At 70.4% G+C, this 20,409-nt stretch carries 16 protein-coding genes and 2 pseudogenes; 12 read left to right on the top strand and 6 right to left on the bottom strand.

Annotation, left to right across the window (positions count from 1 at the left end):
- Positions 1-398 precede the first annotated feature (398 nt).
- Positions 399-773 carry a VOC family protein gene (locus tag AC07FK_RS23700; protein WP_479106917.1) on the top strand — a complete coding sequence of 125 codons (375 nt, stop codon included), beginning with the start codon at positions 399-401 and terminating at the stop codon, positions 771-773.
- Between the two features lie 184 nt (positions 774-957).
- Here AC07FK_RS23700 and AC07FK_RS23695 read toward each other — a convergent pair whose 3' ends face one another.
- Positions 958-1,836 (bottom strand): hypothetical protein, encoded by an 879-nt coding sequence (locus AC07FK_RS23695; RefSeq protein WP_479106916.1) that lies wholly within the window; start codon positions 1,834-1,836, stop codon positions 958-960.
- A 534-nt stretch (positions 1,837-2,370) separates the two neighbouring features.
- On the opposite strand from AC07FK_RS23695, the gene AC07FK_RS23690 reads away from it, so the two are divergent.
- The gene (locus AC07FK_RS23690) at positions 2,371-2,853 is read left to right on the top strand and encodes a cupin domain-containing protein (RefSeq protein ID WP_479106915.1); all 483 of its coding nucleotides are present in this window, start codon (positions 2,371-2,373) and stop codon (positions 2,851-2,853) included.
- 402 nt (positions 2,854-3,255) lie between these two features.
- Positions 3,256-3,707 (top strand): annotated as a pseudogene (locus AC07FK_RS23685) (dienelactone hydrolase family protein); the annotation flags it as partial.
- A gap of 312 nt (positions 3,708-4,019) precedes the next feature.
- Here AC07FK_RS23685 and AC07FK_RS23680 read toward each other — a convergent pair.
- A complete protein-coding gene (locus AC07FK_RS23680; protein ID WP_479106914.1) occupies positions 4,020-4,994 on the bottom strand; it encodes a threonine ammonia-lyase in 975 nt (324 codons plus the stop codon).
- Positions 4,995-5,328: 334 nt separating this feature from the next.
- Between AC07FK_RS23680 and AC07FK_RS23675 the strand changes: the two genes are divergently transcribed.
- The 3 genes from AC07FK_RS23675 to AC07FK_RS23665 all read left to right on the top strand — a co-directional run bounded on the left by AC07FK_RS23675 (position 5,329) and on the right by AC07FK_RS23665 (position 6,834).
- Entirely contained in the window at positions 5,329-5,760 is a 432-nt protein-coding gene (locus AC07FK_RS23675) for a hypothetical protein (RefSeq protein ID WP_479106913.1), read from the top strand.
- Positions 5,754-6,383, top strand: a complete 630-nt coding sequence (locus AC07FK_RS23670; RefSeq protein WP_479106912.1) for an O-antigen ligase family protein — start codon at positions 5,754-5,756, stop codon at positions 6,381-6,383. Before AC07FK_RS23675 ends, AC07FK_RS23670 begins: the two co-directional genes overlap by 7 nt.
- 121 nt (positions 6,384-6,504) lie before the next feature.
- Entirely contained in the window at positions 6,505-6,834 is a 330-nt protein-coding gene (locus AC07FK_RS23665; protein ID WP_479106911.1) for a glycosyltransferase family 2 protein, read from the top strand.
- A 362-nt stretch (positions 6,835-7,196) separates the two neighbouring features.
- Here the strand turns inward: AC07FK_RS23665 and AC07FK_RS23660 are convergent, their stop codons facing one another.
- Positions 7,197-9,755, bottom strand: a complete 2,559-nt coding sequence (locus tag AC07FK_RS23660) for an AMP-binding protein (RefSeq protein ID WP_479106910.1) — start codon at positions 9,753-9,755, stop codon at positions 7,197-7,199.
- A 266-nt stretch (positions 9,756-10,021) separates the two neighbouring features.
- Between AC07FK_RS23660 and AC07FK_RS23655 the strand changes: the two genes are divergently transcribed.
- The 6 genes and pseudogenes from AC07FK_RS23655 (at position 10,022) to AC07FK_RS23630 (ending at position 16,362) form a co-directional block, all read left to right on the top strand.
- The gene (locus tag AC07FK_RS23655; RefSeq protein WP_479106909.1) at positions 10,022-11,041 is read left to right on the top strand and encodes an iron ABC transporter substrate-binding protein; all 1,020 of its coding nucleotides are present in this window, start codon (positions 10,022-10,024) and stop codon (positions 11,039-11,041) included.
- Positions 11,042-11,047: 6 nt separating this feature from the next.
- Positions 11,048-12,646, top strand: a complete 1,599-nt coding sequence (locus AC07FK_RS23650) for an ABC transporter permease (RefSeq protein ID WP_479106908.1) — start codon at positions 11,048-11,050, stop codon at positions 12,644-12,646.
- Complete coding sequence (locus AC07FK_RS23645) at positions 12,643-13,686, top strand: ABC transporter ATP-binding protein (RefSeq protein WP_479106907.1); 1,044 nt, start codon at positions 12,643-12,645, stop codon at positions 13,684-13,686. The genes AC07FK_RS23650 and AC07FK_RS23645 overlap by 4 nt, the downstream gene beginning before the upstream one ends.
- 31 nt (positions 13,687-13,717) lie before the next feature.
- A pseudogene (locus AC07FK_RS23640) lies at positions 13,718-13,887 on the top strand (MFS transporter); the annotation flags it as partial.
- Between the two features lie 387 nt (positions 13,888-14,274).
- Positions 14,275-15,549, top strand: a complete 1,275-nt coding sequence (locus AC07FK_RS23635; RefSeq protein WP_479106906.1) for an extracellular solute-binding protein — start codon at positions 14,275-14,277, stop codon at positions 15,547-15,549.
- Positions 15,550-15,813: 264 nt separating this feature from the next.
- A complete protein-coding gene (locus AC07FK_RS23630) occupies positions 15,814-16,362 on the top strand; it encodes a nitrobindin family protein (RefSeq protein WP_479106905.1) in 549 nt (182 codons plus the stop codon).
- Between the two features lie 127 nt (positions 16,363-16,489).
- Here the strand turns inward: AC07FK_RS23630 and AC07FK_RS23625 are convergent, their stop codons facing one another.
- From AC07FK_RS23625 to AC07FK_RS23615, 3 genes are all read right to left on the bottom strand, one after another.
- Positions 16,490-17,665: an acyltransferase family protein gene (locus tag AC07FK_RS23625; RefSeq protein ID WP_479106904.1), complete on the bottom strand. Its 1,176-nt coding sequence runs from the start codon at positions 17,663-17,665 to the stop codon at positions 16,490-16,492.
- A gap of 380 nt (positions 17,666-18,045) precedes the next feature.
- Positions 18,046-19,059: a hemolysin family protein gene (locus AC07FK_RS23620; protein WP_479106903.1), complete on the bottom strand. Its 1,014-nt coding sequence runs from the start codon at positions 19,057-19,059 to the stop codon at positions 18,046-18,048.
- Positions 19,056-20,399, bottom strand: a complete 1,344-nt coding sequence (locus AC07FK_RS23615; protein WP_479106983.1) for a hemolysin family protein — start codon at positions 20,397-20,399, stop codon at positions 19,056-19,058. Before AC07FK_RS23615 ends, AC07FK_RS23620 begins: the two co-directional genes overlap by 4 nt.
- Between the last annotated feature and the right edge of the window lie 10 nt (positions 20,400-20,409).

The raw sequence follows: 20,409 nt of genomic DNA, 5'->3' as shown, positions 1-20,409 counted from the left end.
GCCGTGCTCGTCGAAAAACTCGAAACGGTCTCCCAGAGGGCCGACGTGTTGGGTCCTGAGGCCCGTGAGCAGTTCGCCGCCGTGATCCCGGCGCGGGTCAGGTCCGGCCCACAGCTGGCAGCGGTTCCGCCCGGCGGACCCGGGTGCCGCCGGCACCTCAGCCACCGGATTGCTCTTCCGGGTGTTAGAAGCCGTCTCGCGTGGGCACCCGCTTTGTTGAGTGGGAGTGGAACAGAGCGTGGCCTCCTAGGGGTCGGCCGCAGTGGTTGGCGGTCGGCCCCGAAGGGTGTTTACGCGGTCCCGGCCGGGAAGATCGCTGCTTACGTGGCTGCGCCCCTTATACGGGGAGAGTGCGCAGGCAGAGGCATGGAGGCGAGCCACAGGGGCACGGTGGGGGCATGACGACGATGCTCGGTGCCATTGTTCTCGGTACTCCCGATCCGCCCGCGCTGGCCGACTTCTACCGCGCGCTGCTGGGCTGGCTGGAAGTCGAGCGGGAGCCCGACTGGGTCCGACTGCGGGCTCCGGAACAGGAACGCCCTGGCCTCAGCTTCCAAATGGAGACCGACCACACGCCTCCCGTGTGGCCTCAACGCCCGGGCACTCAGCAGATGCAGGCGCACTTGGACCTGCAAGTCGACGACTTGGATGCGGAGACCGAGCGAGCCTGCGCCCTGGGCGCGACGTTGGAGGAGTACCAGCCGCAGAAGGGCGTACGGGTCCTCCGTGACCCTCATGGTCACCCGTTCTGCCTCTTTCTCCCGGGCGCTTGACCCCCTATTGGCCCAGGTCGGTTTCTCGGGGAGTTCACCGTGATGCGCACTGTTTCTTGCCGACTGCGTCCACCGCATCCTCGTTGCTGTCCGGGGTGGGGAGGACGGGTATCAGGGCCCGCCGGAGAAGGCAATCCGCGTAAGCGTGGGAGGCCCGCCTGGTGCGGACCTCCCCGCAGGTGTCTCAGCCGTCGCCGGTACCGGCGTGGCCGAGTCCGTCGTCAAGGGTGATGCGAATGGTTTCCCCGGAGCCGGTGACACCGGCGAGCCCAGCCGCGATCCGGTTGTAGGCGGTGGTGGCCAGAGCCCAGTCGGCCTCCAGGACGGTGGCGGTGTTCCGTGTGTTCCAGAGCTCGATCAGGACGGCGATGAGTGAGCGCCCCGAGAGGGCGGCCTGGACGCGGCCCTCCTTGATGTCCTCCACGGCGGGCGGGGTGCGGAAGTGGCCGTGGTCGACGGCGAGCGAGGAGAGGAACTCCCAGGTGTCGCGGTGAAGGACCAGCTCGGCCGAGGCGACGCCGGCTGCTCTCAGCAAGAGGACCCCGTGTGCGGCCTTCGGGTCCTTGAGCCGGGGTTCGGGCGTCTGCCTGGAGGCGGTGAGCTCGGGTACGGGTTCAGGGGCCGTGCCTAGGCAGGCGGCCTCGATGGCGTTCTTCAGACCGGCGTCCGCCCTCTCGCTCCCAGTCGTTTGCCGCGCATGCCTGTCCTGGCCTGCAGTGTCCACGTTCTCCCCTTGGTCCTCACGGCCGGGCACTGCCTCCCGGGACAGTCCGGTGATGTTCGCGTCGCCGTCCGGCCCGGGACCGGCGACTGCCCCGGGTGACTGCTGCGGGGCGGCAGTTGGTGCTGTGGCGAGGCCGCGCAGGATGTCGGTGAGCTCGCGCAGCTGCCGCAGCTCCTCCCGCGTCTCGTCCCTGCTCTCCTGCAGCTCGCCGATCATTTTGTCCTGGCGGCGGCGCAGCTCGCGGTTTTCCTCGCGCAGCCCGGTGACACCGTTCTGCACGACCTCCTGGATCTTCATGCGGGCCTGCGCGAGTTCGCCGTGCAACGCGGGAAGACCCACCGTCGGATCGTCCAGACGTCCCAGCTGCGTGCGTGCTTCCTTCAGTTCCCGTAGCGCTTCATCGAACGCCCGTTTCCACCCCACGTGACTCCCTGACTACGCTCAGTTGCTGGACCGCTCGTATCTCCCCATAAGCAGCTCGGCCGACACGGCTCTTTCCGGCCCTTCCTGGACGGGTCGACGGGTCGACGGGCCGATCGGCGAGTTGGCCCCCTGCGTTGGTCCGGGGCTGAACACGCCGGAACCGGACCGCTCGCCTGGTCTTCTCTCCGGCGGGTGATTTTGCCGACGCGGAAGCGGCCGCCCGATTACCGACGCCCGGCTTCCCTCCAACGCTCGACCGCGTGATGGGCGGGTGTCCAGCAGTCGGCGTCCATGTGATCAGCCGTCACCGCAGCACGCTGCCGCGCATATTCAGCCAGGCAGGCGCGCCCAGGCTGACGCGGAGCTTCGCGTTCTGTGGGGAAGAAAGGCGCCGGACGGCAGGTTACGGCTGCGCTTGTGCATGCAGGAGATACACGGGAGGGGACAGACATGTCGTATCCGGAGGCACGCTATTCCGGGGACAGTGGCGAGGTCAGTGCGGTGTTCAGGCCCGTGGACACGCCGGCCGAGCTGTCGTCGCCGAAGGGCGACGCAACGCACTATCTCGCGACCAAAGCGTCCACGAACGGGGAGTTCGGTCTCTACCGGGTGGAGATGAGCGCCGGGGCCGGTGGTCCGAAGACACACTTCCACAAGACCATCTCGGAGTCGTTCTTCATCCTGGATGGGACGGTGCGGCTGTTCAACGGGGCAGAGTGGGTCGATGCGAGGAAGGGGGACTTCCTGTTCGTGCCGCAGGGCGGCCTGCACGCCTTCCGCAACGATTCGGATGCCCCGGCGGAGATGCTGATGGTGTTCGCGCCGGGGGCCCCGCGCGAGGAATACTTCGAAGGGTTGTCGCAGCTGGCCAACGCGACCGACGAAGAACGCACGGAGTTCTTCATCAAGCACGACTCGTACTTCGTCGAGTAGGGCAGCAGAGCAACGACCACACCCGCCGCACCCGTTCGCGAGCCGTCGAATAGATGGCTTCGCGAAACGGGACTGCTGTGAGCCCGGTTGCCGCCCGACCCTGTCTGCTCGGGCGGCAACCGGCGGGCCCCTGTCCGTTGCTCGACCACCGCTCTGCCTACGGCACCGCTGACCGTGGACGTCCCCCTGCTTCTCTGGATCGCAACGCGGACAGGGCAAGCCGCGGGCTGAAGGTGAGCTGGGCCCGTGACCAGGGCGCTGGCGCAGGTAGCTCTCCTGAGCACCGTACGGGCCGGTACGGGCCCGCTGTTGTATCGAGGATCCGCCGCTGCTGCGCGGGCTCCGCCTCCGTCGTGTTGATCACAGGCTGGACATGTCAACCACGACAGGAGAAGAGAATCCATGCCCACCAAGGCAATGTTCGTCCCCACCCCGGACGGCCGGGCCGACGCTTTCGTCGCCTTCCCCGACGGCGGTGAGCGGCACCCTGGGGTGCTGCTGTACTCGGACGCCTTCGGCGTGCGGCCCGAGCTCGAGGAGAGGGCCCGTGAGCTGGCCGGACATGGGTACTACGTACTCGTTCCCAACCTTTACTGCCGGCACGGCCCCGCACCGGTGGTAAACCTTCCTGATCACATCGGGGAAGAGGTCCGTCCCGCGGTCGTCGCCCAGCTCATGCCCTTGCTCAAGGCGGACGCCACCACTGAACGTGTCCTGCGCGACGCCGGCGCCTACTTCGATTTCCTTGCCGCCCAGTCTCAGGTCAGCGCCGGACCGTGGCCGTGATCGGCTACTGCATCGGCACCCTCTTGGCGCTGCGCACCGCAGAGGCGTGTCCCGATCAGGTGGCGGCCGCTCGGGCCAGAGCGGCCGGAGCCTCTACATCCCACGCCAACCCAAGGTCGTGCGTGCGGTTGTGATCAGCGCGACCGGGCTGCAGCAGCCCCCCGCAAGCACCGGTGCTCCGCTACTTCCGGCGCCGTAGAATCACAGGCTCATCGTCCAGCTCATGCGGCAGGTACTCACGGATCTCGGTTCGGTCGGCGCCGCGATGAACCGCTGGAGCAGAGCGGCGGGCTGTCCGGGAACGGCTGCCATCACCCGCGCCGCCTTGATCCGAACAGAACCCCCAACTCAGTCCGCGGTCAGCTCAGGTGCATGTCCCCTCACCTCAGGCCGAAGCGCTCCGCCCAGCGGAAGACGTCCTGTGTGGTGGCGTTTCCACCGCACACCACCAGGCCCAGCCGCGCACTGTCGCCCACCCGTTCCCGCACCTGCCGGGCCGCCGGCAGGAGGCAGCCGGCGGCCGGTTCGGCCCAGACTTTGCCATGGTGCGCCAGGTCGAGCGTGCCCTGTACGGCATCGGCGTCCGGCACCACGAGTACGTCGGTGACCAGGGCAGACACGTGGTCGTACGTGATCTGCGAAACGGTCGGCGCGCTCAGCGTGCTCACGATCGACGACAGCGCGACCTGCTGCGGCCCTCCTGCGGCCAGCGCCTGGGACATGGCCTCGGCGCCCTCGGTCTCCACGCCCCAGACCCGTACGCCGGGCAGCCGCGCGTGCAGTGCTGTCGCGACACCCGCGACAAGCCCGCCGCCACCGACGCTCACCAGTACGTCGGTGATCGCACCGCTGCCCGCCGCGCGCAGGTCGTCGGCGAACTCCAGCCCGACCGTGCCCTGTCCCGCTACCACGACCGGGTCGTCGAAGGGATGCACCAGGCTCAGCCCGTCCGCCTGCAACCGGGACATGAGGGCGAACGCGGCGTCCATCGTGTCGGTGAGGTGCACGGTCGCCCCGGCGGATTCTGCGATCTCCACGGCGTGAGCGGGCGCCGACTTCGGCATGACGACGGTGGCCTTCACCTCCAGGGCCTGGGCCATGACCGCCACGGCGATCGCGTGGTTGCCCCCGCTCACCGCGACCACACCCGCCGCGCGGTCGGCCTCGTCGAGCGCAAGCAGCTTCGCCGTCGCCCCCCGCGCTTTGAACGAGCCGGTGCGCTGCAACAGTTCGAGCTTCGCGGTGACCGGCACGCCGAGCAACGCGGACAGTCCCGGGCTGGACACCGTCGGCGTACGCACCACATGCCCGGCGATCTGCCGGGCTGCCGCCTCGATGTCCCCGATGTTAATCACTTCACACAACTCCTGTCAGTCATGTTGCCTCGACTCGGCGCCCGACCCCCGCCGCGGGCCTGAGACGCCACACTGTTGTGCAGACGGTACAGGGACCACATCGGCCCGCTTGCGGGCAAGTGACACAGGACCGAGCCGATGGGTCAGGGAGCGGTCAACTTCCCTCACGGTGCTCGTGCCCTTCGAGATACGTCCTCCTCGTCCTCGGGCTGTGCCGGGTCGGATGGCTGGTCCTCTCGCGCAGGCTGAGGATCGACGCGCCGCTCCTCGCCGCCGCGGCGGTCACCCTGGTGCTCACCGGCGCCCTGGCGTGGGAATCGCCCACGGAGCCGCCGTGAGCGAGGCGGGCCATGAAGCCCGTCGCGTGATGCTCGGGGTGGGTGCGTTCGTGCTGGCGTGGCCGGTGGTCCATGACGAGGCGGCCCGACGACGTCTCGAGAACGCACTGATCGCTCTCGGCCTGGCTCTCGGGGTCTGGGGGTTGATTCAGTGGGGGTTCTCCATCAGCTACACGAGCGCGGCCGATGTCGGCGTACGCCCCGGGGTGGACCTCACCTCATCGGGCCGCGGTTCACTGCAGGGCGGGCTGTACGCGTACCCGGTCGCCGTGACCCTGGCCTGGGCCGCGCTGGTGTCCGGTCGTGTGCGGTCGATCCCGCTGCGGTGGCTGCTGGCGGCGATCGTGTGCTTGAACGCGCTCTGCGTCTGGGTGACGTACGAGCGGACTTTCTGGGTGGCCACGGTGGTGGCTGCACCGTCGTGGTGACGATGTCGGGGGCGCACGCGCGCCGGATCGCGGTGAAGTGGGCGCCGATCGGCACCGTGTCGCTGCTCGTGTGCCTCTTCGTGCTCGCACCCGGCGAGGTCCGTACAGCCGCGGAACGTCTGATCTCGGTCACTCGGCTCGAGGTCGACGCGTCCTACGAGTACCGGCTGATCGAGTCGCGGATCGTCGGGGAGGAGATCAAGAGCCGGCCCCTGACCGGATCGGGCTTCGGCGCCACGATCGCCTGGGGCAAGGACGACACGTTCAACACTCTGACGACCCCCTTCGCCCACAACGGGTATCTGTGGCTGGCGTGGAAGATCGGGATACCGGCGGCGGCCTTCCTCGTGCTCGTGATCGCAGCGGCGGTCGTGCGGCGGGGCCCGGCCGGGGAGGAGTGGCGGCGGCACACCCTCCGGATCGGCAGCCGAGCGGCCCTGTTCGCCCTTCTCCTCACCAGCGTGACCTTTCCGGCCTTCGACGCCCTCGGCATCACGGCGGTGATGGGCCTGCTGGTCGCCGTCTGCTTCTGCGGTGGTGACCGTGCCACCGCGGCGAGACCGCTGTCGCCGTCGTGGCGCGGTGCGCCGGAGCGGGTTCAACCGCGTGTGCGGCGGATGTGAGGGGACGATGCCCTGGCCGCGGAACATGCGCATACCCGGAAGGCAGACGTGATGGCGGACATGCGGGGCTCAGGACGAGACACCGAGCTGGACGTCGTCATCGCGTTTCGAGCACTTCGGTGTGATCGTGGTCGATGACGGCAGCCGGGACCCGGTGGTGGGTCGCGTCGAGGCGTCACACCCCACCCGCCCGGTCCGGGTCGTCCGCAATGAGGAATCGGCCGGGCCTGCCGCGAGCCGCAACCGGGGGTGGCCCTGTCGGACGCACCGTACATGCTGTTCATCGACGACGACTGCCTCTCCCGTCCCGAACCTGCACGCCGATCGACCGTCGCTGGCGGCCTTCAGCCTGGTCTGGGATCTCGAATACACCCACGCCCTGGCGGAGGTGACTCCGGCGGCAGGCGTAGCGGAGAGCGGGAGCCGGGCGGGCCGCCGGTCGCGAGCGTGAGCAACTTCCGGGCCGCCGGTGACCCACGCGGTCCTGCGTGTGAGAACAGCGATCAACGGGGTACACGCGCCGGCATGACTTCGAAGCAGCCTCAGCCTCTGGCTCCGCGGGCAGTACGGCAGTTGCGTCGCACGCGTTCGGTCTACGCGGCAGGTATCGCCCTGTGGGCGGTAGGCGCCACAGTGGAGGGGTGGCAGCGCCCCGGCAGTCAACAGATGTGGGTGTCTGTGCTGTTCCTGGTCGTCTTCACCGGATTGCTGGCTGTGACGTCCTGGTGGCTGTGGCGCCATCAGGACGCACTGCGAGTGGCCCGGCGTGAAGCGCACGTCGCGGGTGCACGTCGCTGAGCGGTCGGCCTGTCGTCACGACGCCCGCCGCAGGCGGAGCCAGGAGCGCCACCGCGTCGCGAGTCGAGCCGCCAGCGCGGCGTACACGATGCCGACGAGGAGCGAGGCGAGCGTCGCGAGCAGTTTCGAACGGTCCTCCAGGTACGGGAAGACCTGCCAGTGCGTCACGTAGATGTAGAGCGAACTGCCCGCGAGTACGCCCGCGACCCGGTTGACGGAGGCGAGGCTCGGCAGGTTCCGGACCCAGATCAGCAGGGTCAGGCCGGCCATGACGACCGCCTCCCGTGCCGGCTCGCCGCTGAAGTAGCCGGGCACGGCCGCCAGGACCACGGCGTTCACCAGCAGGCGCTGACGCGCCGTCTCGGCCCTGGCGGCGGTCCAGCCGAGGGCGAAGAGCCAGAAGACCGTGGCCACCAGCGGAATGTGCATGCGGTCGTCCAGGCCGAAGAGGGCGTACCGGCCGACGAGTCCCATTCCCAGCAGGGCGGCGGGCAGGGCGAACGGGAAACGCCGCTCGGCGCGGTCCACCCGGGGCACGGCGAGCAGCGCGGCGACGGCGAGCAGCATGTAGAGGAGGACTTCGATGAACCAGAAGCCGTCGTTGGGTCCGAGGAGGCTGGTGAGCAGCAGGACGCCGGTGAGGTCGTAGTCGTCGGTGACCGCGAGCATCAGCGCGAGCCACGCCGTGCTCGGCACGGCGATCCTCACGACGCTGCGGGCGATGTTCCGTATGCGTTCGGGCCGGTCCGCCGCAGTGAGGTGGAAGCGGGCGAAGTTGTACCCCGCCACACCCAGGAGCACGTGGGCACCGCCCTTGATCCAGAAGAGATGGGTGTGCGAGCCGACGATGAGCACGATGGCCACGGCTCGCAGGGCGACGCTCATCTCCAGCGTGCGGCGGCGGGCGCCGGCTCGACGGGGTGCGGGCGTGGCCGGTGGCTGCCGGAGTTCGCGCAGGGGGAGGGTGTGCCAGTTGTCGGGCAGGCGCCCCAGCGCTTCCTCGAGGTGGAGCGACATCTCCACGTACGACAGGGAGTCGCCGCCGAGGCTGACGAAGCTGCTGCTCTCGGTGACGTCGTCCCGGTCGAGGATCCGTGCGTACAGCAGGCGCAGGTCGACTGCGGCGGGCACGGGCATCGCCGTGTGGGCGGGGGCAGGGGAGTCGGCCGCGGGGCGGGTCAGTTCGCGTATCGCCCGGTAGTCGGGCTTCCCCGTGGCGAGCCTGGGCAGTTCGGGCAGGACGCACACGCGTACGGCGCGCGCCGGCAGACCGCATTCTGACGTCACCAGCCGTCGCACCCCGGCGGGGCCGACGGCGTCCGGGACGTCCGTGAGCGCCACGACGAGTTCGTCGTCGTCGCCGGCGCAGCAGGAGGTGACGCCGTGGTTCTCCAGCATCGTCTCCACCTGCTGGGGGTCGATCCGCAGGCCGAGTATCTTCGCGAACCGGCTGCGCCGCCCGATGAGTTCGTACAGACCGTCGGGGGCCAGCCGGGCGATGTCGCCGGTGTGCAGTTCGTCGACGGTACGGCCGAGTCCGAGGTCAGCGGGGTCCTCGGCGTAGCCGAGCATGACGTTGGGTCCCGTGTACACCAGCTCACCGGTGGCCTCACCGGGCCGGTCCGGCAGCGGCTCGAGCCGGAAGGAGCCTCCCGGGACGGCGATTCCGGCTGCCTCGGGGCGGGTCTCGGCGAGTTCCGGGGGCAGGTAGGCCATGCGGGCCGTGGCCTCGGTCTGGCCGTACATGACGAACAGGTCCCAGCCCGCCGCGCGCCCCATGGCGGCGTACCGCGCCACCCGCTCGGGTGCCAGGCGTCCACCGGCCTGGGTGACGTAGCGCAGGTGGGGCAGTTCCATCGCCTCGAAGCCGACCCGGTCCAGCAGCTCGAAGGTGTACGGGACTCCCGAGAGGCTCGTTCCGCGGGCGGTGCGGAACAGCTCCCAGAAGCAGGCGTCGGTGACCGAGAGGCCGGTGAGGATCACCGCGGCGCCGCGTAGGAGGTGGCTGTGGATGACGGAGAGGCCGTAGCAGTAGTGCATCGGCAGGGTGGCGGCGGCGCGGTCGCTGTCCCGGATGCCGAGGTAGGCGGCGATGGACTCCGCGTTGGCCTGGATGTTCTCGTGCGAGAGCCGGACGAGCTTCGGCGAGCCGGTGGAGCCGGAGGTGCTCAGCAGCAGCGCGAGGTCCGGGTGGAGGGTGTGAGCGGAGACCGGGCGCCGTTCATCGAGCACCCACCGGCCGCCCTTCGCATGCGCTACGACGTCCGGGTCGTACGCGTCGGTCAGCGACCGCACGGCCTCGGGATGGTCGCCGGGCACGAGCAGGACGGGGTGGCCCCCCGCCAGGGCCGCGAGGTGGACGACGAGTGCGTCGACGGTGTTGGCCGCGACCAGCAGGATCAGGCGCCGCTCCCGGCCGAGGCGGCGGGCGATGGCGTCGACCCGTACGGCGAGCTCGCGGTAGGACACCGGGCCGTCGGCCGTGATGACGGCCGTACGGTCGCCGTGAGCCGCGAGGTTCTCGGCGAACGGGACGGTCTTGGTGCCTGGGAGCAGGCCGGAAGGGGCTTTCACGAGCGCATCGTAGGAAAGCCTTACCTTCTTGGGTAGTCACAGGAGAGTCACAGGTGACCCCCTGCGGGCCCACAGGTAAAGACAAGGTAAGGTCGGCTTCGCCGCTCGCGGGCCGGGTTGAGAAGTTACCTGTATCACCCTTGACCTTTAGGTTAGCTTTACCTTATTTGTAGGGCGTCCCCAGGTCCCTCCCGCGGCGCCGCTACGCCGCTCGCTCCCTGACGACGCGACACGCGGCGCAAGTGAGCCATGCAGAAAGGCTTCGCATGCGACGCCCCCTGATCCGACGTCTGACCGCGCTGGGCGCGGCGGCGGCCGTCCTCGCCACGGTCGCCGGCTGCGGCAACCCCGAGGACGACGCCGGTCTCGTGATCTACTCCGGCCGCAACGAGAACCTGGTCGAGCCGCTCCTGGAGGACATGGAGAAGGCCATCGGCACGACGATCGCCGTCCGCTACGGCGACAGCGCCGAGATGGCCGCCCAGATCCAGGAGGAGGGCGACAAGACCAAGGCTGGTCTGTTCTTCTCCCAGGACGCCGGGGCCCTCGGAGCCCTGTCCAAGAAGGGCCTGCTGAAGAAGCTGCCCCAGTCGTCCCTCGACGAGGTGGAGCCCTCCTTCCGCGGCGGCGCGGGGGACTGGGTCGGCACCTCCGGGCGCGTCCGCGTCCTGGCGTACGACCCGGACCAGGTCACCAAGGTGCCGGACAGTGTGCACGAGCTGACGAAGCCCGAGTGGAAGGGCAAGGTCGGCTACGTGCCGACCAACGCCTCCTTCCAGGCGTTCGTCACCGGCATGCGCGTCCTGGAGGGCGACGACGCCACCCGCGCCTGGCTCAAGGGCCTGAAGGCCAACGAGCCGAAGGTGTACGAGAACAACCTCAAGGTGCTGGACGGGGTAGGCGCGGGAGAGGTCGCCCTCGGCCTGGTCAACCACTACTACTGGTACGAGCAGGTCGCCGAGAAGGGCGAGGACAAGGTCGGCGCGAAGATCCACTTCCTGCCCGGCGGCGACCCCGGCTCGCTCGTCAACGCGGCTGGCGTCGGGATACTCAAGGGCAGTGACCAGGCCCCCGCGGCGCAGAAGGCCGTGGACTTCCTGCTGGCCGAGAAGGCGCAGAAGTACTTCGCCGAGGACACCAAGGAGTACCCGCTGGCTGCCGGCGTGACCAGCACGGTCGAGGACCTGCCGCCGCTGGACTCGCTCGACGCCCCCAAGATCGACCTCGGCAAGCTGGAATCGCTTCAGGAGACCCTGAAGATGCTCCAGGACGTCGGGATGGTCTAGGACGCCATGACTGCCCCGGATCCCGTCGCACCGGCGGGACCGGGCGCCCTCCCGCCCCGCCCGTCCGGCCCGCGCACGCCGGCCGGGCGGCTGCGCGCCGAGCGCCGCCCGTCCGCCGTGCTCCTCGTTCCCGCCGCCGTCGCGGCGGTGTTCGCGCTGCTGCCGCTCGGCTACCTCGCGGTCCGATCCCTGGAGCGCGGCCCGGCTTTCGCCTGGCAGGTCGTCGCGAACGAACGCACCGCGCAGCTCCTCGGCCGCAGCCTCACGCTCGCCGCCGTCGTCGTCACGGCCAGCCTGCTGCTGGGCGTCTCCCTGGCCTGGCTGACCGTCCGCACGGCGCTGCCCGCCGCCCGGGCCTGGTCCGTGCTGGTGACCCTGCCGCTCGCGGTGCCCAGCTACGTGGCGGCGTTCACGTGGTTGTCCGCCTTCCCGGACCTCGCGGGCTTCACCGGGTCGGCGCTGGCACTCACCCTGGTGAGCTTCCCGTACGTCTACCTGCCCGTCACGGCCTCGCTGCGGGGCGCGGACCCGGCGCAGGAGGAGGTCTCCCGGTCGCTCGGCGCGGGACCGGTCCGCACCTTCTGGCGTGTGACGCTGCCTCAGGTACGGCCCGCCGCCGCCGGTGGCGCGGTGCTGGTCGCCCTGTACGTACTGTCCGACTTCGGTGCGGTCTCCCTGATGCGGTACGACACCTTCACCCGCGGCATCTACACCTCGTACCGGGCCAGTTTCGACCGTACCCCCGCCGCCGCGCTCAGCGTGGTCCTGGTCGTCATGACCATCGCGCTGGTCGCCGCCGAGGCGCGTACGCGCGGCCGCGCGGGGCACGCGAGAACGGGCTCCGGGACAGCGCGGCCGGCCGTCCCCGTCCCCCTCGGCCGGTGGCGCGTACCCGCGCTGGCCTGGTGTGCGACGGTCGTCGCCGTCGGCGTGCTCACCCCGCTCGGCACGCTCGGATACTGGCTCGCCGTCGGCAACTCCGCCACCTGGGACCCGGCCCGGCTGCTCGACACCGCCGGCACGACCCTCGCCGTGGCCGCGGCGGGCGCGCTGCTCACGAGCCTGCTCGCGCTGCCCGTGGGGGTGATCGCCGCCCGCTACCGGGGGAGGGCGGTACACCTGCTGGAGCAGTCCGCGTATGCCGGCCACGCCCTGCCCGGCATCACCGTCGCGCTGTCGCTCGTCTTCTTCGCCGTCCGGTACGCCGAACCGCTCTACCAGGCGTACCCGTTGCTGGTCTGCGCGTACGCCGTGCTCTTCCTGCCGGTGGCCGTCGCCGCCACGCGCGCCGCCGTGCTCCAGTCCCCACCGGTCCTCGAGGACGTCGCCCGCTCGCTCGGCCGCAGCCCGCTGCGCGTGTTGCGCGAGATCACCGTGCCGCTCGCCGCGCCGGGGGTCGCCGCCGGGGCGGCGCTGACGTTCGTCGTCTGCATGAAGGAACTGCCGGCGACCCTGCTCCTGCGCCCCACGGGCATGGACACCCTCGCGACCCGGCTGTGGACGGAGACCGGGACCGGGTCGTTCGCCGCCGCCGCGCCCTACGCGGCGGCGCTGATCCTGCTCGCCGCCGTTCCCTCCTACCTCCTCGGGAGGCACCGCACATGAACGATCTGCGGATCACCGGAGTGTCCAAGTCCTACGGGCCGGACGCGACGGTCCTCGACGGACTCGACCTGTACGTCCCCGGCGGTTCGCTGGCCGCCGTGCTCGGCCCGTCCGGCTGCGGCAAGACGACGCTGCTGCGCGTCGTGGCGGGCTTCCTGCGGGCCGACGCGGGCACCGTCACGGTCGGTGGGCGCACCCTGGCCGGCCCCGGCACGCACCTGCCCGCGGAGCAGCGCCGGATCGGGATCGTGCCCCAGGAGGGCGCGTTGTTCCCGCACTTGAGCGTCGGGCGCAACGTGGCCTTCGGCCTGACCGGCCTCACCCGCGCCGAGCGTCGCACCCGTACGGAGGAGATGCTCGGACTCGTCGGCCTCGGTGGCTACGGCGACCGGATGCCGCACGAGCTGTCGGGCGGCCAGCAGCAGCGCGTGGCCCTCGCCCGCGCCCTGGCCCCGGAGCCCGAACTGGTGCTGCTGGACGAGCCGTTCAACGCGCTCGACAGCGCCCTGCGCGCCGGGGTCCGGGCCGATGTGCGCGCCGCCCTGCGCGCCACCGGCGCCACCGGGGTCCTGGTCACCCACGACCAGCAGGAAGCCCTCTCCATGGCCGACCTGGTCGCGGTCGTACGGGATGGCCGGGTCGCCCAGTGCGACGCGCCCCAGGAGGTCTACCGCCGCCCCGCCGACCCGTGGGTGGCGCGCTTCGTCGGCGACGCCGTGCTCCTGCCCGGCGCGGCGGACGCCCCCGGCGACGACACCGCCACGACCGCCCTGGGCCGCATCCCGCTCGTCGCTCCGGCCGGGGACCGGTGCGACGGCACCGTCCTGCTGCGCCCCGAGCAACTGCGTCTGACGGAAGCGGGAAAGGCGGCCCGGGGGACCGTGACGGACGTGGCCTACTACGGGCACGACGCGATGGTCACGGTCGCCGTGCAAGGACTCGGTGACCCGGTGGGGATCCGGGTCACGGGGCCGGTGTCGGTGCGTCCCGGCGACCACACCGGAATCCACGTCACCGGCGAGGCGACGCTGCACACCTGAGTTCCGCCACCGAGGGCCGCAGGCGCCGCCACAGCGGCCGGCGCCCACCACCGCGCGGCAGGACCTGGTCGACGGACTGCGCACATCCGCCGCCACCGCCTCATAAGCCCGCTCCTCGCCGCAGGCACCGTGTGCGAGCTCGGTCTCGTCGGCACCCTCAACGTCGGCATGGTGCTCCTCAACGCCGAACGCGGCTGGGGCCTTCCGGAGACGAGGTGCGGCGGGCCGAACCGCCCCGGCAGCGGCCGGCCGCGAGCACCTGACCGGACGTACCCCCACCTTCGCCCGAAACCGGCTCCCAGTGCTTCGAGGCCGGCTCGTCGGCGATCACCCGATACGGGGCCACTGTCGGCGGCGGGAGGCAGCTCCCCTTTGGCCGCCTTGCGTCAATGCGCCATCGAGGAGTTGTGTTGGACACGGCGGAGGGTTCTACGCGCGTCGGAATCCGGGTCGCCATATCGGAAAACACCAGTCGCAATCGGCGCAGCTGGAGCAATGGCCACAACCTTTGCGCAGGGGGCGCAATTCGACCCGGGTCGGGAGAGAATTCCGGACGCACTGTCCGAAATGAAGTAAGAGGAAAGATCTGTGCGACCAAGACTCTTCGGCGCGACCGCCTCCATGGCCGCACTCGGCCTACTGGGCTCCCTCGTCACCGCCTGCGGCTCGTCCGGCAGCGGCGACGGGACGACACTGCGCCTGGTGGCCGCCGAGTACGGCAACAGCCCGGGAACCAGCTCCAAGGCGTACTGGGAAAAACTGACCGCCGCCTTCACCGCAGCCCACCCCGGCAAGAAGGTCGAGGTGACGCTCTACCCGTGGGCCGACGTCGACCGCGAGGTCACCCGCATGGTCAAGGAAGGCAATGCCCCGGATGTGGCCCTGATGGGCGCGTACTCCGACTTCGCCGCCGAAGGCCGCCTCTACGCCGCCAGTGAGCTGCTGTCGATCAAGGCGGAGGCGAACTTCCTGCCGCCGCTCGTAAAGGCGGGTTCGGTGGGCAACACCCTGTACGGCTTGCCTTTTGTGGCCAGCAGCCGACTGCTCTTCTACAACAAGGAGCTGTTCGACAGCGCCGGAGCGAAGCCGCCGAAGACCTGGTCGGACCTGCGGAACGCGGCCCAGGCGTTGAAGACGGACGGTGTGTCCTACCCGTACGCCCTGCCGCTCGGTCCCGAGGAGGCGCACGCCGAGGCCCTGATCTGGGAACTGAGCAACGGCGGGGGATACGCCGACAGCAGCGGCGGCTACAGCATCGCGTCCGAGCAGAACACGCAGACGTTCCGCTGGATCAAGGACAACCTCGTCACGCCCGGCCTGACCGGCCCCGTTCCGCCCGCCGAGCTCAACCGGCAGGATGCCTTCGCCGCCTTTCTGCGCGGGAAGGTCGGCATGCTCAACGGCTATCCCTCGCTCCTCCACGAGGCGAGGGCGAAGGGCATGAAAGTCGGCACCCTGCGCATGCCCGTGTCGGACACACTGAGAGACGGGAAAACCTTGCCCTCGGCGGGCGTCGCCGACTGGATGATGGCCTTCAAACACGACCACAACCGTGAACTGGTGGGCTCCTTCCTGGAATTCGTCTACGAGGACAAGAACCTCGGCGAGTTCGCCGGGCGTTACCACCTGTTGCCCTCGACGGTGTCCGCGGCCTCCAAGGGCGCGACGGCGGACCCCAGTGGCGCACAGTTCCTGAACGCGCTGAGCGGGGCCGAGCTCTACCCGGTCAACGAACCGTCCTGGCTGCAGGTCAGCAACACCATCAAGCGGAACATCGGCAAGGCCGTCGCACCGTCCGCCGATCCGAAGGCCGTGCTCGAGGACATCGACCAGCAGGTCCAGGAGATAGAGGAGCAGACGTAAGGGGTCACCGGGTCGGGTCGGGCGACCTCACTGCCCCGGCTCGGCAGACCCCGCCCGAAGAGGTCATCTCGGCTGGCCCCGCGAGCTGTTGCCCGTGGTAGGGGTGGTTGAGCGGTCGGTGCCGGATGAGCGCAATGTGCCGGCCGGCGGCGTGATTCCTGTCTGTCGGGCCCCGCGGTGTGACGCGCGGTCCCGTCGCGGAGGCTTTCGCGCACCGACGCCCTAGGCTGCACCCGGCACCCCCTCGACACAGGAGCACACCTCATGTCCGACCCCGACCGCAACCACCCGTACCCCGACGCCCTGCGGCCGGACGCGGCACCCGCGCCGCACCCCCTGCTCACGCCGGTGCTCGGCTTGCTGGGCACATGGGCCGGGCGGGGCCGCGGCACGTACCCGACGCTCGCCGAGGACTTCTCGTACGCCCAGGAGATCACCTTCAGCCACGACGGGCGGCCCTTCCTGCACTACGAGGCGCGCGCCTGGCTGCTCGACGCGGACGACAACCCGCTCCGGTCGTCGGCCCGGGAGAGCGGCTGGTGGCGGCTGCAGCCGGACGGGCGGGTGGAGGCGCTGATCACCCAGCCCACCGGCGTCGCGGAGATCTCGGTCGGCCGCGCGGCCGGCGGCGCGGTCGACCTCACGACCCATCAGGTGGCGCTCGCCCCCACCGCCAAGCAGGTCGACGCCACCCGCCGCCGCTACACCCTGACGGACGAGGGCACCCTCACCTGCGTTCACGACCTCGCCGCCGTCGGGCAGCCCCTGCAAGACCACCTGTCGGCGCAGCTCCGGCGCGAAGGCCGGAGCTAGGAGCGGAGATCACCGCCGCCGAGCAGGCGCACACGAGACCGGTGAAGGAGGCCCAGGCGGCAGGGGCGACGGTGAAGCCGGCCGGGCCGCGGCCGGCACGGCGCAACGGCTGTCCGCGGTGGTGCTGTCACGAGGCCCTGCTGGGGGTTGCCTGCGCCCTGGTGTCGGGCTGGGCCTGCGGGGCCTTGTCGAACTGGTCGCGGCGAAATGCCCATTCCATCTTGGGCTCCATCACCCAGCGGAACATCCGCAGCACGGGTGGCGTGCACAGCAGAGTGACCGCGACGGCCATCACGATGGTCAGGAAGATCTCGCCGACCGGGGTCGAGAGCCATGAGTACGTCTCGAAGAGATCCCCGTAGATCGCGCCCTTCACCAGGAAGCCGTGCAGCAGGTAGCCGCCGAGCGTGCCGGCGCCGAGCACCGTGAACCACATGGTGCGCCCCGGGACCCAGGCCAGGAAGCAGGCCGTGAGGACCAGCGAGCAGCCGAAGAGGGCGAAGGTCATGACGACCCCGAACCACCACGGAACACCCCTGTCCTGAGCGGCGCTGCTGTGGTAGAACCACCCGAGCTCGAGACGGGATGCCACCCAGTACGCGAAGACCAGCGTGCACAGTACGACGGGGAGGGCCAGCAGCCGGACTTCACGCCTGCGGACCATCCGGAAGTGCTCCGGCTTCAGCAGCAGTCCGAGCACGAAGTACGGCGCGAACTGCAGCACGCGCTGGAGGTTGAGGTCGTCCCCTATGTTGGGGCTCACGGAGGCGAGCACGGCGAGTCCGAGCGCCACCGGCAGGGGGTGGCGCAGCGACTGCCACATCGGGGTGGTCAGCCGCCAGACGAACAGGACGATCAGGAACCAGTTCAGGTACCAGGGGTCGAGCAGGCTGATCGGCTCATCGGAATCGTCGGCCCACCACCTGAAGACGGTGTAGGCGGTCTCGAAGACGACATACGGTACGGCGACGCCCGTGATCAGGCGCTGAACCTTTTTGCGGCTCATGTCGAAGCCGCGCGAGAAGTAGCCGGAGATGATGATGAACGCCGGCATGTGGAACGTGTAGACGACGAGGTACAGGGCGCGTGTGGCGCGGCTGCCGTCCATCACCGGCTCCCACATGTGGGCTACCCCCACGAGCACGATGGCCAGGTACTTCGCGTTGTCGAAGAACGCGTCCCGCTGCCCGGGGACCCCGGATCGCGGGGCGGTCGTGACTGCCCGGGCAGGGAGAATCCCGGGATTCTGCTCGCGGACCGGCGGGAGCGGGGCCCTCTCGTATCCGCGCGGAGCATGAAACATCTGTGGCACCCCAGCGTCGCCTGTCGGGTGCCGTGGATCCTTGTTCCCGGCACTCTGCCTGCTGCCCGGCTACCCCGTCGGATTCGACCTAACGAAGATCATTGTGTGGCGTGGATCACACGGCGACCGGCAGTGCTGGTGCCCGCGCGGGTCCACGGCTTCCGGCCGTTGTCAGTCGACCCCTCGTACGGGAGTGCCCCGGGCGCGGCCCGGGGCTCCCCTGTCGCCGTACTGATTTCGGCAGGCGCGTGGGTGGTCACATCAATCGCACGATGAGGTCGGCGAGGCTGATCAGGCCGGTCGGACGGCCGGCACGGGGCGGTTGGAGCCAAAGGTGACCCGCCCGGGTGTCGGATGGGGCTGCGCCCGCGTGCGGCTCGTCAGGCGGCCGGGCCGACCAGTTCTTCCAGTACGTCTTCCATGGTGACGAACCCCAGGACTGTGCCCTTGTCGCCGGTCACCGCCGCTAGGTGGCTGCCGGCGGCGCGCAGCGCGGTGAGGGTGTCGTCCAGCGGCGTGTCGATCCGGACGCGGGTCACCGCGCGCAGCGCGGTGCGCGGGAAGGGTTTGTCCCGGTCGATGATTCCAAGGGTGTCCTTGATGTGGAGGTAACCCAGGACGGCGCCGGTGGGTCCGGTGACCGGGAAGCGGGAGAATCCGGCCGCCGCGGCGGTGCGCTCCAGCTGGGCCGGGGTGACGGTGTGGCCGACGGTGACCATTTTCGGCGCGGCGACGAAGATCTCGCCCACCGGCCGTGTGCCCAGCTCAAGGGCGTCGCGCAGCCGCTCGCCGTCCGCCGGCGAGAGCAGGCCGGCCTCACTGGAGTCGCGAACCATACGGGCCAGCTCGTCGTCGGTGAAGACGGAGGCGACCTCGTCCTTCGGCTCGACCTTCAGCAGCTTCAGCAGGGCGTTGGCGAAGGCGTTGATGGTGAAGATCACCGGCCGAAGCGCGCGGGTGAGGGCGACCAGCGGCGGGCCGAGCAGCAGTGCCGTCTTCACCGGGGCTGCCAGCGCGATGTTCTTCGGCACCATCTCGCCGATGAGCATGTGCAGGTACGTCGCGGCCGTCAGCGCGATCGCGAAGGCGATCGGGTGGACCAGACCGTGCGGGACGTGGGCCGCTTCGAAACCCGGCTCCAGCAGATGGGCGATGGCGGGCTCGGCGACCGCGCCCAGCACCAGCGAGGAGACGGTGATCCCGAGCTGCGCAGTGGCCATCATCGCGGAGATGTGCTGCAGCCCCCACAAGGTGAGGCGGGCCCGCTTGTGACCCACGCGGGCCTGCGGCTCGATCTGACTGCGGCGTACGGAGATCAGGGAGAACTCGGCGCCGACGAAGAAGGCGTTGGTCAGCAGCGTCAGGGCGCCGATGGCCAGCTGGACGACGGTCATCGGGCCATCTCCTTGGCACGCTGCTGCGGAACATCCGCGGATTCGGGTTCGGTGATGTGCACGCGGTCGGCCCGGTGGTGCTCGACGTCGAGCACCTTCAGCTGCCAGCCGTCGAGCAGGAGAGTGTCGCCCTCGACGGGGATGCGCGCGAGGCGGGTCGCGATCAGTCCGGCCACGGTCTCGTACGGCCCGTCGGGAGCGGTCAGGCCAATGCGGGCGAGCTCGTCGATCCGCACGCCGCCGTCGGCCTCCCAGCCGGCGCGGCCGTCCGCAGTGGGCGGGGCGGGCAGCAGGTCGGGAGTCTCCGCCGGGTCGTGCTCGTCGCGGACCTCGCCGACGACCTCCTCGACGATGTCCTCCACGGTCGCGACGCCGGCCGTGCCGCCGTACTCGTCGACGACCACCGCCATCGTGCGGTGCGCACGCATCCGCTCCAGCAGGCGGTCGGCCGGCAGCGAATCGGGGACCAGCAGCGGCTCGGTCGCCAGCTCGGTGACCGGCGTGACGGGCCGCTTGCCGGGGTCGAGGGCGAGCACGTCACGGATGTGGACGGTGCCGATGACCTCGTCCAGGCTGTCGCGGTAGACCGGGAAACGGGAGAGCCCGGTGGCGTACGTCAGATTCGCCGCGTCGGCCGCCGTGGCGCTGGCCTCCAGCGCGCGGACGTCGACGCGCGGGGTCATGACGTTCTGGGCGGTCAGCTCGCTCAGGTGCAGGGTACGCACGAACAGCTCGGCCGAGTCCGCCTCGATGGCGCCCTCGGCGGCCGAGTGCCGGGCCAGCGAGGCCAGCTCCGCGGGGGTGCGGACTGAGGCCAGCTCCTCGGCGGGCTCCAGGCCGAAGCGGCGTACGAACCGGTTCGCGGTGCTGTTCAGGTGATGAATGAAGGGGCCGAAGGCGGCGGTGAAGCCGCGCTGCGGGCCGGCCACCACCTTGGCGACGACCAGGGGCCGGGAGATCGCCCAGTTCTTGGGCACCAGCTCGCCCACGACCATCAGCACGACCGTGGAGACCACGACGCCCAGGACCGTGGCCACGGAGGACGCGGCCGCGCCGAGCCCCATGGCCTTCAGCGGTCCGCGCAGCAGGGCCGCGAGCGACGGCTCGGCGAGCATGCCGATGACCAGTGAGGTGACGGTGATGCCGAGCTGAGCGCCGGACAGCTGGAACGTCAACTTGCGCACCGCCTTGAGCGCGCTCTCGGCGCCCCGCTCTTTCGCCTCGGCGGCTCGCTCCAGCTCGCCGCGCTCGACGGTGGTCAGCGAGAACTCGGCCGCGACGAAGAGCGCGCAGGCCAGGGTGAGAGCGAGGGCCAGGAGCAGCAGGAGCACTTCGGTCACCATGCCACCC

The organism is Streptomyces sp. NPDC046122, assembly GCF_056429965.1.
The sequence above is the reverse complement of the archived record's forward strand: the minus strand, read 5'-3'. Positions and strand labels throughout refer to the sequence as shown.